The sequence below is a fragment of the Marinobacter sp. CP1 genome (assembly GCF_001266795.1).
GTDB classification, from domain to species: Bacteria; Pseudomonadota; Gammaproteobacteria; order Pseudomonadales; family Oleiphilaceae; genus Marinobacter; species Marinobacter flavimaris.
The window spans coordinates 495,658-511,709 of record NZ_CP011929.1 but is presented as its reverse complement, the minus strand read 5'-3'; the positions used below and the strand labels follow the sequence as shown (position 1 = coordinate 511,709).

The 16,052-nt window shown below is 52.6% G+C and carries 14 protein-coding genes; 13 read left to right on the top strand and 1 reads right to left on the bottom strand.

Annotated elements, in window-relative coordinates:
- Window positions 1–379 precede the first annotated feature (379 nt).
- From ACP86_RS02400 to ACP86_RS02390, 3 genes are all read left to right on the top strand, one after another.
- Entirely contained in the window at window positions 380–877 is a 498-nt protein-coding gene (locus ACP86_RS02400) for a pilin (protein ID WP_053112651.1), read from the top strand.
- 118 nt (window positions 878–995) lie between these two features.
- Window positions 996–2,525: an O-antigen ligase family protein gene (locus ACP86_RS02395; protein WP_053112650.1), complete on the top strand. Its 1,530-nt coding sequence runs from the start codon at window positions 996–998 to the stop codon at window positions 2,523–2,525.
- A 59-nt stretch (window positions 2,526–2,584) separates the two neighbouring features.
- Entirely contained in the window at window positions 2,585–3,028 is a 444-nt protein-coding gene (locus ACP86_RS02390) for a pilin (RefSeq protein WP_053112649.1), read from the top strand.
- On the opposite strand, the gene ACP86_RS02385 is transcribed toward ACP86_RS02390, so the two are convergent.
- Window positions 3,025–4,386, bottom strand: a complete 1,362-nt coding sequence (locus ACP86_RS02385) for an MBL fold metallo-hydrolase (RefSeq protein WP_053112648.1) — start codon at window positions 4,384–4,386, stop codon at window positions 3,025–3,027. The two genes, ACP86_RS02390 and ACP86_RS02385, sit on opposite strands and share 4 nt — an antisense overlap.
- A gap of 90 nt (window positions 4,387–4,476) precedes the next feature.
- On the opposite strand from ACP86_RS02385, the gene cysQ reads away from it, so the two are divergent.
- The 10 genes from cysQ to ACP86_RS02335 all read left to right on the top strand — a co-directional run bounded on the left by cysQ (window position 4,477) and on the right by ACP86_RS02335 (window position 15,994).
- Window positions 4,477–5,253: a 3'(2'),5'-bisphosphate nucleotidase CysQ gene (cysQ, locus tag ACP86_RS02380; RefSeq protein ID WP_053112647.1), complete on the top strand. Its 777-nt coding sequence runs from the start codon at window positions 4,477–4,479 to the stop codon at window positions 5,251–5,253.
- The gene (gene rfaH / locus ACP86_RS02375) at window positions 5,250–5,729 is read left to right on the top strand and encodes a transcription/translation regulatory transformer protein RfaH (protein WP_053112646.1); all 480 of its coding nucleotides are present in this window, start codon (window positions 5,250–5,252) and stop codon (window positions 5,727–5,729) included. The genes cysQ and rfaH overlap by 4 nt, the downstream gene beginning before the upstream one ends.
- A 94-nt stretch (window positions 5,730–5,823) precedes the next feature.
- Window positions 5,824–6,582: a Wzz/FepE/Etk N-terminal domain-containing protein gene (locus ACP86_RS02370; protein WP_053112645.1), complete on the top strand. Its 759-nt coding sequence runs from the start codon at window positions 5,824–5,826 to the stop codon at window positions 6,580–6,582.
- A 221-nt stretch (window positions 6,583–6,803) separates the two neighbouring features.
- Window positions 6,804–8,285 carry a capsule assembly Wzi family protein gene (locus tag ACP86_RS02365; RefSeq protein WP_053112644.1) on the top strand — a complete coding sequence of 494 codons (1,482 nt, stop codon included), beginning with the start codon at window positions 6,804–6,806 and terminating at the stop codon, window positions 8,283–8,285.
- A gap of 71 nt (window positions 8,286–8,356) precedes the next feature.
- Window positions 8,357–10,894 carry an SLBB domain-containing protein gene (locus ACP86_RS02360; protein WP_053112643.1) on the top strand — a complete coding sequence of 846 codons (2,538 nt, stop codon included), beginning with the start codon at window positions 8,357–8,359 and terminating at the stop codon, window positions 10,892–10,894.
- Complete coding sequence (locus ACP86_RS02355; protein WP_053112642.1) at window positions 10,894–11,859, top strand: Wzz/FepE/Etk N-terminal domain-containing protein; 966 nt, start codon at window positions 10,894–10,896, stop codon at window positions 11,857–11,859. Before ACP86_RS02360 ends, ACP86_RS02355 begins: the two co-directional genes overlap by 1 nt.
- An 84-nt stretch (window positions 11,860–11,943) precedes the next feature.
- Complete coding sequence (gene tviB / locus ACP86_RS02350) at window positions 11,944–13,221, top strand: Vi polysaccharide biosynthesis UDP-N-acetylglucosamine C-6 dehydrogenase TviB (RefSeq protein ID WP_053112641.1); 1,278 nt, start codon at window positions 11,944–11,946, stop codon at window positions 13,219–13,221.
- A gap of 46 nt (window positions 13,222–13,267) precedes the next feature.
- Window positions 13,268–14,218 carry a Gfo/Idh/MocA family protein gene (locus ACP86_RS02345; RefSeq protein ID WP_227507802.1) on the top strand — a complete coding sequence of 317 codons (951 nt, stop codon included), beginning with the start codon at window positions 13,268–13,270 and terminating at the stop codon, window positions 14,216–14,218.
- A gap of 68 nt (window positions 14,219–14,286) precedes the next feature.
- The gene (wbpD, locus tag ACP86_RS02340) at window positions 14,287–14,862 is read left to right on the top strand and encodes a UDP-2-acetamido-3-amino-2,3-dideoxy-D-glucuronate N-acetyltransferase (RefSeq protein WP_053112640.1); all 576 of its coding nucleotides are present in this window, start codon (window positions 14,287–14,289) and stop codon (window positions 14,860–14,862) included.
- A 40-nt stretch (window positions 14,863–14,902) separates the two neighbouring features.
- Window positions 14,903–15,994, top strand: a complete 1,092-nt coding sequence (locus tag ACP86_RS02335) for a DegT/DnrJ/EryC1/StrS family aminotransferase (protein WP_053112639.1) — start codon at window positions 14,903–14,905, stop codon at window positions 15,992–15,994.
- The last annotated feature ends 58 nt before the right edge of the window (window positions 15,995–16,052 follow it).

Sequence of the window (16,052 nt, the reverse complement as noted above, 5' to 3'; positions counted from 1 at the left end):
TAAAGAATGCTGCCTAAGTTGCTGAATCGGGTGTTTTGTCAATGTCACTGAGTTTAGATGTCTGGTGTTGGTTTGGAAAGGCGCTTTCTGTATTCATTAAGTGACGATTATCCGGAATGAATGAATTGAAAGCTCCGTGGAACTGACAAAAATCGTCACCTGGTGACGTATCCTGTCGCTGTGAATCCGATTTGATTGGGTCATGTTCGGCGACACTGGAGAGCGTAGGGGGCTGAAAATAAAGCCTTAAAGCAGTGAGTTTCAAAACTGGCACGCCAACTGCTTTACATCGTTCAGGCTCAAAGACCGGTCGCGGGGCACGGCTCCACCGGGCCCGGGCCATTGAGAGTTGATAATCGTCAAATACAGAGGTCGACTAATGAAGAACATCCAAATCAATCACGCCCAGAAGGGTTTTACACTGATCGAACTGATGATCGTAGTTGCGATCATCGGTATCCTGGCCGCTGTTGCTATTCCGCAGTATCAGGATTACACCGCCCGTACACAGGTTTCTCGTGTGGTTGGTGAAGTTAACGCGCTGAAATCCAACGCTGAAAGCATTTTCAACAATGGCGGTACTGTTGCTACTGCTGACAACCTTGGCGTGAATCCGCGTCAGATCAACATTGGCTGGACTGGCTCTAATTTGACTGACCCGGGCTATGGCGTTAACGGTCTTCAGATCGATAGAGGCGACCAAGCGGACATGGCGTGGTCTGTCCAGCTCGGCCAGGACGCGTCTAGTGCTGTTCGTGGCGTAACAATTACCGTCAGCCGCAGTCTGGCTGGTGCATACAGCTGCAGCATGACAGGTGGTGATCCTACTGCGGGCTGGAAGGATTCTTACGCTCCGGCAAGCTGTGAGCACAGCTAATATTCCATCGATCGTGGCCTGATTGGGCCGCGGGTCAGGAATAGTCGAAAACCCCGCTGCTCGGCGGGGTTTTTGTTATTGTGCCGAGGGAACTTTCCTGTCTAATTGAGGGCTCGATGTGATCAAAGAAAAGCGCGATGCAATTGGAGTTTTCGCTGAGTCTGGATGTTCGCGCCTTTTTCATGTTGGCCTCCTCATACCTGTCTTTATTTGTGTAATTTTCGTTTCGTTATTCTCTGATTTCCTGCCGGTATGGCTTGGCAGCTACGCGGATCAGCGCTTTTTTCAGGCCGCTCTGTTGGTTCTCGTCACTTTCTTTGTCCTCCTGGTTCCCGCCAGAGATGGCCAGATTAATCTGTATTTGAACGGCTGGCCTGCCTTTCTGGTTACCGCTGGTTTTCTCGTGCTCGCGCTTCCCGCATCAGCGAGCGATTACCGCTGGGTCGAACCAGGACTGTTCGGGTTTTTCTTTCTGGCGTTTCCAGTGCTGGGTTGGGGAATTCGCGCCCAGCAATGTACGGAAGAGGCTGCACAAGCGTTCGTTTTCCTTATCGTAGTTGGTTGTTTTTTCTATGCAGCCATGAGTCTGACGATGTATGGGTTTGCCATCACGGACGACTTTTCCAAACTTGTGGACGTGATTCCCTGGGGCTTCGTAAATATGCGCTACTGGAGCCACCTGGCCACCTGGTTTATTCCGCTTTTTCCATTGGCTTTATTGTGTGGCCCGCTCCGAAACCAAAAGCTATGGCGGGCTGCCGTTTTCCTGACGGCCGGAGTCTGGTGGTGGGTGGTGTTGCTCACTTCCTCGAGGGGTTCGATGATTAGCCTGTTTATCGCAGTTCTTATGGTTCTGGTTCTTTTCGGTAGGGCTGTATTGCCCTGGCTGGCACTGTCATTGAAATTTGCGCTTTTGGGAGCGGTCCTCTGGTGTGTGCTTTCATGGGCAATTCCAGAACTGGTTTTCGAAAAAACCGTAATTCGCAGTTTGCATGCCGGGACATCCGGTCGTTTGCCACTATGGATAGAAGCGTGGCAAATGAGCCTGCAGAACTTCCCTTGGGGGATGGGTTCTCAATCCTGGCTTACGCACTCCTCACTGAGCATTGAATACATGTCTGCGAAGACTCTGGGGCACCCTCACAACATGTACCTTTTTTGGGCGGCAGAGTATGGCTGGGCCCTAGTCGCGTTAGTGGCTGTTCTTATGGCTGTGGCGTTCAAGCGTCTTGTCTCACTTCGTGAAATTGCTGAATCGGGATCGCAGCAGCATGCCATGTTAATCGTCGCCTTTACGGCATCCTGTTTAGCGGGACTTTCACATGCGGGTGTGTCCGCGGTTTTTCTTGTTCCTGCTTCAATGGCTGTCGCCTTTCTTGTGCTCGGTATCTTTTGGGCCTTGGTCAGCGAGTCCAGACCTGATGCTCCGGTCCCGGAGGTTGGTAGCAATGGAGTGGCATCGAGCCGAGTGCGCTCGCATCTGGTCATTGCATTTCTTGTCCTGGTCTTGGGGGTTGGCTGGCTTCAGGAAATATGGCGTTACCACCAGGCGATGGAGGAAGATCTAATCATCTATGCTGAGAGTTCGAATGCGCCACTACTGCCACGTTTTTGGTTGCATGGTTACTTCCCGCGCCCTGGCAGCTGATAACATTGGTCTGGGTTTTGCTTTGAACAGGTAGGTTCTATTAGTTTGGAATATATACCATGCCTGGAAAAAACAGCGGCTTTACCCTGATCGAGCTTATGATAGTCGTCGCCATTATTGGCATTATTGCAAGTATTGCCATACCTACCTATCAAGGGTATGTAATGCAATCCCAAATAAATCGGGCACTTGGGGAGCTATCTGCCTATAAGTCTGCCGTAGAAGAGCGACTCGCCCAGAACGGTGCGCTGGTTAATGCGGATATCGGTTATTCCCCTTCACCCTTGACTACCGGTACCCCTGCAACTGATGTCGCAGTGTTAAATGCTGACGGTTCTGGTCACCTCCAAGTGACCATGGGTGGCAACGCCCACGGAAATCTCACCGGGGTGGTGTTGAGACTCGAGCGTTCAGTTGGCGGAACGTGGAATTGCGTGGTTGATACAAGTGGTGCAGCCGACTGGAGTGACCGGTACAGCCCGTCAGGTTGCACGGTTATTTAAATCTCAACCTCCTCAAACAACTCAGGTACCTCAACATCCCAACCAAACTTATCCCGAATCCTCTTGCGCATGATGTCACTCGCGACCATCTCCCCGTGAGTGACGTACACTTTCTCCGGCTCAATAGAACCCTGTTCCAGCCAGGCTAGAATCTCGTTGTAATCCCCGTGTGCAGAGAGAGAATCCAGGTTATGAATCTCGGCCTTTACCGGCCAATACTCACCATGAATCTTCACCGATTCCGCACCATTCACCAACGCGTCCCCACGAGTACCCGGTGCCTGGAAGCCCGCAAAAACTATGCTGTTTCGAGGATTCGGTAGCAGTGTTTTCAGGTGGTGCAGCACCCGCCCACCACTGGCCATCCCGCTGGCAGATATAATCACGCAGGGGTAGCGCACCGCGTCCAGTTCGATCGATTCTTCCACCTTACGAACAAACTGGGTTTTCTCATCAATCAGTTCACATTGGGCCGCATTGAGCTTGTGCTCCTTGTGGTGCTTGCAGAAGATCTCTGTAGCCTTAATGGCCATTGGGCTGTTCAGGAACACGGGCAGCTTGGGGATTTTCCCGTCTCCCATAATCTTGTGTATCACATAAAGCAGCATCTGCGCCCGGCCAACGGCGAACGCCGGTAAAAGCACAATGCCGCCGCGCCCGGCGGTTTTCGTGATGATTTCGGCCAGCTCCGCTTCCGGATCTGTTTCACCATGGGCGCGATCCCCGTACGTGGATTCGCACACCAGCACGTCGGCTTTCTGCAGCGGCTCCGGCGGCCGCATGATGATGTCGTTTTGTCGCCCCACGTCCCCGCTGAACACAACCGTTCTGTCCGCGCCCTGGTGATGAACGTGCACACAGGATGACCCCAGAATATGCCCTGCCGGGGTAAAGGTTACCTGGAACCCTTTTGCCGGTTCGAACGTCTCATGGTAGTGCAGGGACTCAAAATGTTTGAGGGCTTCCCACGCATCTTTCTCGGTAAACAGCGGCTCCGGTTTTTCGTGTTTGGAGAATTTTTTGCGGAAGGCGTATTTCGCATCTTCCTCCTGCAGGAAGCCGGCATCCGGCAGAAGTACCTTGCACAGTTCATGGGTGGCCTTGGTGCAGTATACCTTGCCTTTGAAGCCGTTTTTTACGAGGGCTGGCAGATAGCCGGAATGGTCAATATGAGCGTGGGTAAGCACCACCGCATCGATGGTGGAAGGATCCACCGGAAACTTCGCCCAGTTACGCCGGCGCAGGGTTTTCACGCCCTGGTACATGCCGCAGTCTACCAGTACCCGGTGCTTCTCGTCCGAGAGCAGGTAGCGTGAGCCAGTAACTGTTCCTGTGCCGCCAAGGAAGCGAAGTTTCATAGAGGCGTCCTTCTGGTTCTTTGTTAAGGGAGTGTTACTATTACCCATCATAGTTCATAACGTTTTGATCTGAAGCAGGAAGCGAACCGCATGCATTACAGCTCCGTTCTCCCGGATGTCATCAAGGTAGCAGACGAAGCCAGCGACAAAGTGCTGCATATCTACCAGTCTGATTTCAAGGTGAGCTACAAAGCAGACGATTCTCCGGTCACGGCCGCAGACACCGCCGCCCACGACATCATCACCCATGGCCTGCGCAGCATCAGTCGGGATATCCCCATTCTTTCGGAAGAGGGGGAGGATATCCCCTGGGAAGAGCGCAAACACTGGCGCCGGTTCTGGCTGGTGGACCCTGTCGACGGTACCAAGGACTTCACTCAACGCACGGGTGAGTTCACCGTCAACATCGCCATGATTGAGGATGGTGAGCCGGTTATGGGTGTGGTCATCGCGCCGGCCCTGAAAGAAGCTTACTGGGGAGTGGTAGGTGAGGGTGCCCACATGCGTGATCGAACTGGCAAAGTTCACCGAATTCGGGTGGCGGAGCCCAAAGAAGTAAAACGTGTGGTGGCTAGCAAGAACCACCTCAACCCGGAAACCAGAGCATTTATCGACAAGCTTGGCGATCACGAGTTGGTGCAGGCAGGCAGCTCGCTCAAGTTTTGCCGTATTGCCGAGGGCCACGCCGATATATACCCGCGTATGGGGCCAACCTGCGAGTGGGACACGGGCGCAGCGCAGGCGGTGCTGGTGGCTGCCGGCGGGAAAGTGCAAACGGTAGATGGCCAGCCATTGAAATACGGTAAACAAGATGTGTTAAATCCGTATTTCATTGCGGCGGGAAGTTGGTACCTTCCACAGCCATGACATGGTACGCACTTCAGTACAAGCCCGCGCAGGGTGACCGCGCCCTGCAGCATCTTCAAAATCAGGACATTACCTGTTTCTACCCGAAAATTACGGTGGAGAAAATCAAGGCTGGCAAGCGCACCAAGAAGCTTGAGCCGTTGTTTCCGGGTTACCTGTTCGTGAATCTGGAACAATCGGATCCCGTGTGGGCAAAACTGCGCTCTACTCGCGGTGTGTTGAGGATTGTGGGTTTTGCTAACAAGCCCGCGGCCATCGGTGACGATGTGATCCATCATATAAAGGATAGTCTCGATTCCGTAGCAGAGCAGGGCGGTATCAAACCTGGCCAGGCCGTGCAGCTGCATGAAGGGCCATTTGAAGGCATCAATGCCATTTTTCAGGCTTACGACGGTGAGGCGCGTGCCATAGTGCTCATCAACTTTATGCAGAAGCAGCAGAGGGTAAGAGTTCCGATCTCTGCTATAAAAAATTAAAGGTAATGCCATGCAAGCGCCACTCTGAGTGTGGGAGCCCCGGGCAATACCCATCTATGGGTTGCCCGGATAATAATAAAAAGGATGAACCGATATGGAAGAAAGGCAGCGTTCAGCTCAACACATCCCTAACGACGAGATCAGCCTTGTGGACCTGGCCTCCACTTTTCTGAAGCGTCGACGAATCTTCTATATTGTGTTTCTGATTTCACTCGCTGCGGGCGTTCTGTATGCCATTCTGATTCCGGAGAAATATGATTACGTCAGCCTGTTCAAATTAGCGGAAAAGGAAGCAGGGAGCTTTGTTGAAAAGCCTGCCACAGTTATAGCCACGCTTGAAAATCGTTGGCTCCCTGAAATTCAGGCCAAATACCGTGCAGAGCAGGATCAGTCAATTGCTTTCGATGTGATCTTTTCTAATCCCGAGAATACGGGCCTTGTCCGAATTGTCTCTGAAGCTTCGCCAGCGAGTGCTGATGACGTTAAGCAGATTCACGGCCAACTTATCGAGAAACTGGAGCAGACCCAATCTGTTGCGGTGGCTACCCTCAAAAGTAACCTGGAAAGACAAATCGAATCTTTGACCTCAACTATCGAGAGGTTGGAAGGTTCTCAGGATGTGGGGGCAGCCATAGCCGACGCAGTGAATAAACGCCTCTCCCTTGAAATGCTTCTCCATTCAATTCAGCCTGCAGAACTTCTGGTGCTTAATCGCCAAATGGCAGAACGAAAAGGGCCCGCACGGAGCCTGATCGTGGTTTTGGCTGCCATGTTGGGTTTGATGGGCGGTATATTTCTTTCGTTTTTTGCCGAGTTTGTAAGCTTGGTTAGAACAAACCTGAACGAAATGTAGACGGAAAAATTGAGATTCCGAACCTTTAACAATTCTTTACCCCCCATAACCTCCTGATAACCCATGTGTCAGACTTTTTGTCACTTGCTTGTCATAGACATTGCCGTAAAATCGTCACGCTTCTGAAACAGTACATTCATCTACCGACAAGGATACAGTTGGGAGTCAGTTGTCCCCTTCCTTTTGCCTGTTTCCTGTCGCTTTTCAGATAATCCAATTTTATGACCTTAAAACACTGGGCCCTGGTCGGTGGGGCGGTAGCGTGTCTGACAAGTGTTGCTTTATCGGCTGCACCTTGGCTCGAGCCGGGAGATTCGCGGGCGCGATTTGCGGCCCAGAAACTGGCAGACCGCGGCCATATGGATCGCACCATCAGCACCTGGCCAATGATGTGGAGCACGGTCCACAGTGGTCTGGAGGACAGCGTTAGCTCTGACCAGTCTTCGGTGGGCTCCGCTGCAGCCTACCTGCGCTTCGAAAAAGAACAGCAGGCCCAGCAGGGTTTCCGAGGCGAGTACAGCCTCTATGGCAGCAGCGAGATACCCGGAGTTCGCGGTTTTGATCAGAACCCGCTTGCGAAAGCCGGAACGGCGATTAATCTCCAGTGGCAAGGCGAAGTATGGGCCTTGGGGCTCAAGCCTTCATACGCCTATGAAAGCGATGATGACGAAGAGCTTCGCCTGGATGGCAGCTACCTGGCTGCGGCTGCAGGTAACTGGGTGTTCGGCGCTGGGGCCATTGACCGGTGGTGGGGGCCCGGCTGGCAGTCCAGCCTCATTCTCTCCAACAACGCCCGCCCCATGCCGGCGCTTTGGATTAATCGGAACAATACCCACGCTTTTGAAACCCCTTGGTTAAGTTGGGTCGGACCCTGGCAGTTCACAGCGCTAGCCGGCCAGTATGAAAGTGACCGTGCGGTGCCCGATGCCAAACTGATTGGCATGCGCTTCACGTTCCGCCCGATCGATGGCCTGGATATTGGTCTTTCACGGGCCATCATGTTTGGAGGAGAAGGGCGACCTGAAGGCGCGTCGACCATATGGAACGCGCTGATCGGCCGCGATAACGGCCAGCTCGAAGAAGATGACCCGGGCAACCAGCTTGCCAGCATTGATGCGCGCTACGGATTCGCAATTGGTGAGCAATCCATGGGGCTATACGCCCAGATGATGGGCGAAGACGAAGCTGGCGCTTTCCCGGCCCGTAAGTCCTGGCTTTTGGGCACGGACTGGACCACGCAGCTATTCAACGCTGATCAGCAATGGTTTGTAGAATATACCAACACCCTGGCGGACGACTTCCTGGGCGATGCCATGCCCAACATCACCTACGATCATTCTCGTTATCGCTCCGGCTACCGCTATTACGGCCGCAGCATGGCCGCAAGTTTTGATGGCGACTCTGAAGTGCTCACTCTGGGTGCCTTAAACTTTCTCGACAGCGGCACCAACATCAGTGCCAGGGTGAGTTTCGCGAGACTCAATAAAGAAGGCGTCATCCGCAGTGAAGCACCGAACGACGATATCTTTTATACCGTGCCCGACGTCGATCAGAATGTAACCATTCTCGATGTAGGCTATGGAACGCGATTGCTTAGCGGCTGGCTGGATCTGAACTTCCAGGCCTCCGATAAGAAAATTCAGTATCAGGGTGGCGAGAAAGACCTGTGGTCTCTCGGCGCCACCTGGACTTACCGCTTCTGAACCCTGTTTATATTTAAACGTCCGTAAGCGTACGTGGCATACATTTCAAGACTTAAACCGGAACATAACCAGTGAACCTGAAATCCCTGCTCATTCCTCTGGCCATGCTGCTCCCCATGGCAGTAACCGCCCAGTCCATCAGCCAGTCCCAGATCGAACAGTTTCAGAGCCTGCCCCGGGCCCAACAGGAAGCCTTGGCCAGCCAGTACGGTCTCGATCTGGACGATATACAATCCTCGGGGCAACGCAATCAGCGCCCTCAAGACGTTCAGGTAGTAGAGCCAGTCGCGAGTATTACCGACGAAGACAGGGAACAGGCGCGCAGAGAGAAGGAAGAAGACAAGAGGGAGCAGGAAGCTGCGGATAAAAATGGAGGCCTGAAACCATTCGGCTATGATCTCTTCAGAGGCAGCCCAACAACCTTCGCTCCTGTGACGGAGATCCCTGTTCCCTCCGAGTACACGTTAGGCCCGGGTGACGTATTGCGAATCCAGCTCTGGGGTAAGGAAAACCAGAGCCTGGAACTGCCCGTCAGCCGGGATGGCACCATCAGCTTTCCCCAATCCGGCCCTATGAGCGTGGCAGGGCTGAGCTTTGATGAAGCGCGGCAGCAAATTCGCAAACAGGTATCTGAGCAATACATCGGCGTGCAGGCCAGTGTCTCCCTGGGCGAATTGCGCAGCATGCGAGTATTCGTGCTTGGAGAGGCTCGTAACCCCGGTTCTTATTCAGTGAGTTCACTCTCTACCATCACCAATGCCCTGTACGTCTCTGGTGGCATCAAACAAACCGGCTCCTTGCGAAACCTTCAGCACAAACGTGACGGCAAGCTGGTGGGCACGCTGGATCTTTATGAACTACTGCTCCAGGGCGACAGCTCCAACGATAACCGCTTGCAGCCGGGCGACGTAATCTTTATTCCCCCGGTGGGCGAGCGCGCTGGCATTGATGGTGAAGTATATCGCCCCGCACTGTACGAGCTTAAGAACGAGAACAGCCTGGCAGATCTGGTTAGCATGGCTGGTGGCCTTACCTCCCAGGCCTATCCCCAGCGTATAAATATAGAGCGGACTAACGAAGATTTTCTCAGGATCATCGCTGAGGCCGATTACACAGCCGCCAAAGGAAAGAAAGCAAGAATCCAGGCCGGTGACAGAGTGAATATTCCGTCAATTTCGGATATCACGGGTCAATACGTTGAGATCGCCGGTGCGGCCACACGCCCGGGCCGTTTTGCCTGGATGCCTGGTATGCGGGTGAGTTCAATTATCGGGAATATTGATGCGGATTTGATGCCCAGTGCTGACAAGCGCTACGCGGCTATCGTTCGCACCGACAAATCCACTGATACGATTTCAGTGCTGAACCTAAGGTTGAGAAAAGCCATCCAAAATCCGGGTAGTGAGTTCGATTTCCAGCTGGAGGAAAAAGACAAGCTGCTGATCTTCTCAGATGCCGGAAAAGTAGTGCGCGAAGAGGAGCTTCCCGAGAAGAGCGACGAGATTGAGGATGAAGATCGGCGCGAGTTCACTCGTGAACGTCTTTTTGAGCCAGTGATTCGTCGCTTGAAGAGCCAGGCAACACCTTCATCGCCACAAAGGACCATTCAGATAACCGGGCCCGTTCGATATCCTGGTGAATATCCCCTACCTGCCTCCAGACAGCTTGCGGATGCAGTTTTCGTAGCCGGAGGTTTGAAGGACTCGGCATCGCTCTTCAATGCAGAAGTGGCGCGCTACACCACCGATGACGATGGCATCGGCAAGACCCGGATCCTCAACGTGAATCTGGCCGATGCCATGGCCGGCAACGGCAACCTGGCGCTGCAAAGCCGGGACCGGATTCTGATTAAATCCATTCCGGAGTTCGCGAAAACCAGCACCATTGAACTGCAAGGTGAAGTGCGTTATCCCGGCGTATACACCTTTCGCAATGGTGAAACGCTCAAACAAGTCATCGAGCGCGCTGGTGGCCTCACCGGGAACGCCTTCCCCAGAGGTGCGGTATTTACCCGTGAAAAGCTGCGCCAGTTGGAGGCACAACGTCTGCGTGAAGCGGAAGAGCGCCTGCAGGGAGATCTTCTCGGCGTTCAGCTTGAAGGCGATGGGCTAGGCGGCGAGAGTGCTGATCGGGCGCAGCAGGTCGAGGAGCTGCTCGAAGATGTTCAAAGCAGCCGACCGGTTGGTCGTATGGTGGTTGACCTTGAGGCGGTCGTGAACGATGAAAGCTATCAGGCGATCCGCCTTCAGGATGGCGATAGGCTCACCATTCCAACGGTTCCCCAGTCCGTCACCGTATTCGGCGAAGTGCAATTTCCCACCAGCCACCTGCACCAGGCCGGCTTGACCGTGGATGACTACCTTGATCGTTCTGGCGGGCCGACGCGCCAGGCCGATGAGAGTCGGGTGTATGTTGTAAAAGCAGACGGTTCGGTAATGCTTCCTGAGAAAAGCCGCTGGTTTGGAAGCCGGAGCCAACAGTTGGAACCGGGGGATACGATCATCATGCCGATTGATGTGGACCGCCTGAATCAGCTTGAACTTTGGTCCAATGTGAGCCAAATCGTTTATCAAATGGCCTTGGGTGCAGCAGCGGTAGGAAACCTGTAATGACTAAATACGAACCCCACACGTATGAGCCAACAAAGGAAGTGGCCCATTACCCGGATGACGAAATAGATCTGCGGGAACTGTTCCTGACGCTTTGGCGGGGCAAATGGATAATTCTGGCCACTACAATCGCCTTTGCAGCCGCAGGTGTGTTCTATGCCTTAAGCCAGCCCAACATTTATCAGGCCAGTGTGCTCCTCGCTCCCACTCAGGAGGAAGGCGTCGCAAACGGGATTAGTGGTCAACTGGGTGGATTGGCAAGCTTGGCGGGTATTAACTTAGGCGGTGGAGGGACCAATAAGACAGTCATGGCAAAAGAAATCTTGAAGTCTCGCGCCTTTCTCACAGATTTTATTCATCGGCACGATCTGGTAATTCCTCTAATGGCAACAAAAGCCTGGGACATGAGAGAAAATCAGTGGGTGATTGACCGAGAACTCTACAGCCCGAGCAACAGTCAGTGGCGCACCAATGAAGACGGTGAGGTTTTGGAGCCTACTGATTGGGATATGGTAAACAAGTTTAAAGCCAGCCATCTTAGTATTTCTGAGAATAAAGAGAATGGCATGGTGACGTTGAGTGTCAAAAGCCAATCTCCCCCAGTTGCCAAGGCCTGGGCTGATATGTTGGTTAAAGACATTAACGAACACATGCGTCAGCAGGATGTAAGAGAATCAGAGGCTCGCATTGCCTATCTGGAAGAAAAGCTCAGTGAAACCAATATTGCGGGGATGCAGCAAGTGTTCTATCAGCTTATTGAAAGCGAAACCCGCACGGTAATGCTCGCCAATGCGCGGGATGAATACATATTCAAAACTGTGGACCCCGCAGTAATACCCCAGGAAAAGAGCGGCCCCAAACGCGCTTTGATCGCAATTGTTGCGGCCATGTTGGGTGGCATGCTGGGAATTTTTATGGTGTTCCTAATTGCGTTCATTCGAAACAGTAAAACGCCGGTCACATAAGAGATCTGTTCAAGTACCAGAGCACCAGTGATGCAGCGTCTAAGCCCTCACATTTCAATTCACTAACTGAAATCGTTAATCAAGATGCAAAAAGATCAGCTCACCATCGCCGTTATAGGTCTGGGCTACGTAGGCCTTCCTTTAGCTGTTGAATTTGGAAAAAAACGCAACGTAATTGGCTTTGATATTGACCAGAGCCGAATTAATGAACTTCAGGCCGGGCACGATTCCACTCTTGAGGTGGAAGACGAGCTTCTGTCTAAAGCAAATGGCCTTAGCTTTACCACGAACCTCGCAGATTTGGCGGCCGCGAATGTGTACATCGTTACGGTTCCGACTCCGATTACCGAGCACAAAACACCGGATCTTACGCCACTGGTCAAAGCCAGCGAAACAATTGGCAAGACACTTAAAAAGGGTGATGTCGTTGTTTACGAATCGACAGTATACCCAGGGGCTACAGAAGAGGATTGCGTGCCCGTTCTAGAGAAAGTGTCTGGCCTTAAATTCAACCAGGATTTTTATGTTGGTTACAGCCCTGAGCGAATCAACCCTGGGGACAAAGAGCATCGGGTTACCAACATAAAAAAAGTCACTTCGGGCTCTACACCTGAAATCGCCGAGCTGGTAGATGACCTTTACAACGAAATCATCACGGCCGGCACTCACAAAGCCAGCACCATTAAGGTGGCTGAAGCTGCCAAGGTTATCGAGAATACCCAGCGCGACCTGAATATTGCTCTTATCAATGAATTGGCGGTTATATTTAATCGAATGGATATTGATACTGAAGCCGTATTGGAAGCTGCTGGCACGAAATGGAACTTTCTTCCGTTTCGACCCGGGCTCGTTGGCGGCCATTGCATCGGGGTTGACCCGTACTACCTGACCCATAAAGCGCAGGCCATTGGTTACCACCCTGAAATAATTCTGGCAGGCCGACGCCTGAATGACAGTATGGGGGAGTATGTAGTATCCCAACTGGTAAAAGGCATGCTCAAAAAACGCATTCACGTTGAAGGCTCGCGGGTGCTTGTTATGGGGCTGACCTTCAAGGAAAATTGCCCTGATTTACGCAACACCCGTGTTATCGACATTGTGCGCGAACTAAAGGAATACAACACTCAGGTAGACGTGTATGACCCCTGGGTGTCGAAAGAAGAGGCTGAGCACGAATACGGAATCGCGCCAGTAAGCGAGCTTGAGCACGGTGTTTACGATGCGATTATTATTGCCGTTGGCCACCAGCAGTTCGCAGCAATGGGCATGGGGAGCATCCGCAAATTAGGTAAACAAGATGACCACCTTGTTTACGACTTGAAGTATCTGTTTCCTTCGAACCAGACCGATCTGCGTCTCTGACCATCCTTGGAAAATTTACACACATCGTTATTGGAGTAATTGAAGCGTGAGCAAAAAGTTTGCACTTATCGGCGCCGCCGGCTACATCGCCCCTCGACACATGAAAGCCATCAAGGAAACCGGAAATGATCTGGTGGCGGCATTGGACAAGAATGACTCGGTTGGCATTATCGACAGCTTCTTCCCGGACGCGGATTTTTTTACAGAGTTCGAGCGATTTGACCGGCATATCGACAAGCTGAGAAGAGCAAACGGCGGTCGCGCGGTGGACTATGTTGGCATCTGTTCGCCGAACTACCTCCACGACTCCCACATGCGTTTTGCGCTGCGCTCCGGTGCTGATGCCATTTGCGAAAAGCCGTTGGTTCTGAACCCCTGGAATATCGATGGTCTCCAGGAAATCGAGCGGGACACGGGGCAGAAGGTAAACACCATACTTCAATTGCGTCTGCACCCTTCCATTATCGCGTTGCGGGAAAAAGTGCAGAAGGAACAGAAAGCTACCAAACACGAAGTGGACCTCACTTATATCACCTCTCGTGGTCACTGGTATCTGCAGTCCTGGAAGGGCGACGAACACAAGTCCGGTGGCATTGCCACCAACATCGGTGTTCACTTCTACGATATGCTGCATTTTATCTTTGGCGAGCTGCAGGAGAACGTGGTCCATCACAGTGACGACACTATGGCTGCCGGCTATTTGGAATATGAGAAAGCCCGGGTTCGCTGGTTCCTGTCGGTGGACTACAAATATGTTCCTGAGAGCGCGAAGGCGGATGGCCAGCGCACCTACCGTTCGATAACAGTAGACGGCGAGGAAATCGAATTCTCTGGGGGCTTCACAGACCTCCACACCCGTAGCTACGAAGAAATTCTCAAAGGCAACGGGTTTGGTTTGGAAGAAAACCGCGTAGCGATCGAGACCGTTGCCACCATCAGAAATGCCACACTCGCAAGCCTGACCGGCGATTATCACCCCTTCCTCAAAAAAGTCTGATCGCCCACTCTCTTTTCCCCAGCGGAAGGGGGAGTGCTTCACCCGGCTTCACAATAAGAGGATAAGTTATGCCCGTAACCATCCACCCCAGCGCCATAGTTGACGAAGGCGCTCAAATTGGCGAAGGCTCTCGTGTATGGCACTTCGTTCACGTATGTGGTGGCGCCAGAGTTGGTCAAAATGTCTCCATGGGCCAGAATGTTTTCATTGGTAATAAGGTAACCATTGGCGACAACTGCAAAATCCAGAACAACGTTTCCGTGTACGACAATGTTCACCTTGAAGAGGGCGTATTCTGCGGCCCTAGCATGGTATTCACGAACGTCTACAACCCACGCTCCCTCATTGAGCGTAAGGACGAATATCGTGACACGCTGATTAAAAAAGGGGCTACCCTGGGGGCCAACTGCACCATAGTATGCGGTGTAACCGTTGGCGAATATGCGTTCGTTGGCGCTGGAGCAGTTATTAATAAGGATGTCCCGGCATACGCGTTGATGGTTGGTGTACCTGCCAAACAGATCGGTTGGATGAGCGAATTCGGCGAACAACTGGATCTGCCCGTGCAAGGGGAGGGGGAAACTACATGCCCTCACACCGGCAGCCGATACGTGCTTAAAGACAACCAATTGGTCAAATCCTGAGAGTGCTCTCAGATAGTTCAAGTAAAAAGGTACCTGCCAAATGCAATTCGTAGACCTGGCCGCGCAACAAGCCCGAATTAAAGACCAGATAGATCAGAACATCCAGAAAGTGCTTGCCCATGGTAAATATATCCTGGGCCCTGAGGTGGCTGAACTGGAGGAGAAGCTAGCCGCTCACTGCGGAGCCAAACACTGTATCTCGGTGGCAAATGGGACAGATGCGCTGCAAATTGCCCAGATGGCCCTTGGCGTGGGGCACGGCGATGAGGTGATCGTGCCGGGCTTCAGCTACATCGCTACAGCCGAGACCCCTGCTGTCTTGGGCGCCAAACCTGTATACGTGGACATTGACCCAAAAACGTACAACCTGAACCCAGAGAAACTGGAAGCAGCGATTACCCCGAGCACCAAAGCGATCATTCCGGTGTCGCTCTACGGCCAGTGTGCCGACTTTGACACCATTAATGCGATTGCTGAAAAGCACGGGATTCCCGTAATTGAGGACGGTGCGCAAAGCTTCGGCGCCAGCTACAAAGGCCGAAAATCGTGCAGCCTGACGACGATCGGCTGCACCAGCTTCTTCCCGAGTAAACCACTGGGTTGTTACGGAGATGGTGGTGCAATCTTTACAAACGACGATGAGTTGGCCACCATCCTTCGCCAAATTTCCCGCCATGGCCAGGACAGGCGTTATCACCATCTACGCGTCGGCGTAAATAGCCGGCTTGATACATTACAAGCGGCAATTTTATTGCCAAAACTGGAGTTACTGGAGGAAGAGATTCAGTTGCGGAGTCAGGTCGCTATCCGTTACACCCAGATGCTGAATGAGTCGGGCATAAATACTACGCCCATCCTGGAACAGCACAACGTATCTGCATGGGCGCAGTACACCATCCGGATTGATGATCGGGAAGCAGTCCAGGCGAAACTGAAGGAGGCCGGCATTCCTACTGCTGTGCACTATCCCATTCCGCTGAATAAACAGCCGGCAGTTGCAGATGAGGGTGCCAATTTGCCGGTGGGTGATGATATGGCCAAAAAGGTGATGAGTTTGCCCATGCATCCTTACATGGTAAGCGATGAATTGGAGAGCGTCGTAGGAGCTCTGAAGGCCTCATTAACCCTTTAAATGGATAGAGTGAAAGCTCTCCCCCTGCCAGCCTTGCAGGCCCACCCTGAGTCTCTGT

Coding starts and splice junctions, on each gene's coding strand:
- wbpD (WP_053112640.1), top strand. CDS start 14,287: ATGCCCGTAACCATCCACCCCAGCGCCATAGTTGACGAAGGCGCTCAA.
- ACP86_RS02385 (WP_053112648.1), bottom strand. CDS start 4,386: ATGAAACTTCGCTTCCTTGGCGGCACAGGAACAGTTACTGGCTCACGC.
- rfaH (WP_053112646.1), top strand. CDS start 5,250: ATGACATGGTACGCACTTCAGTACAAGCCCGCGCAGGGTGACCGCGCC.
- ACP86_RS02400 (WP_053112651.1), top strand. CDS start 380: ATGAAGAACATCCAAATCAATCACGCCCAGAAGGGTTTTACACTGATC.
- ACP86_RS02390 (WP_053112649.1), top strand. CDS start 2,585: ATGCCTGGAAAAAACAGCGGCTTTACCCTGATCGAGCTTATGATAGTC.
- tviB (WP_053112641.1), top strand. CDS start 11,944: ATGCAAAAAGATCAGCTCACCATCGCCGTTATAGGTCTGGGCTACGTA.
- ACP86_RS02370 (WP_053112645.1), top strand. CDS start 5,824: ATGGAAGAAAGGCAGCGTTCAGCTCAACACATCCCTAACGACGAGATC.
- ACP86_RS02355 (WP_053112642.1), top strand. CDS start 10,894: ATGACTAAATACGAACCCCACACGTATGAGCCAACAAAGGAAGTGGCC.
- ACP86_RS02365 (WP_053112644.1), top strand. CDS start 6,804: ATGACCTTAAAACACTGGGCCCTGGTCGGTGGGGCGGTAGCGTGTCTG.
- cysQ (WP_053112647.1), top strand. CDS start 4,477: ATGCATTACAGCTCCGTTCTCCCGGATGTCATCAAGGTAGCAGACGAA.
- ACP86_RS02335 (WP_053112639.1), top strand. CDS start 14,903: ATGCAATTCGTAGACCTGGCCGCGCAACAAGCCCGAATTAAAGACCAG.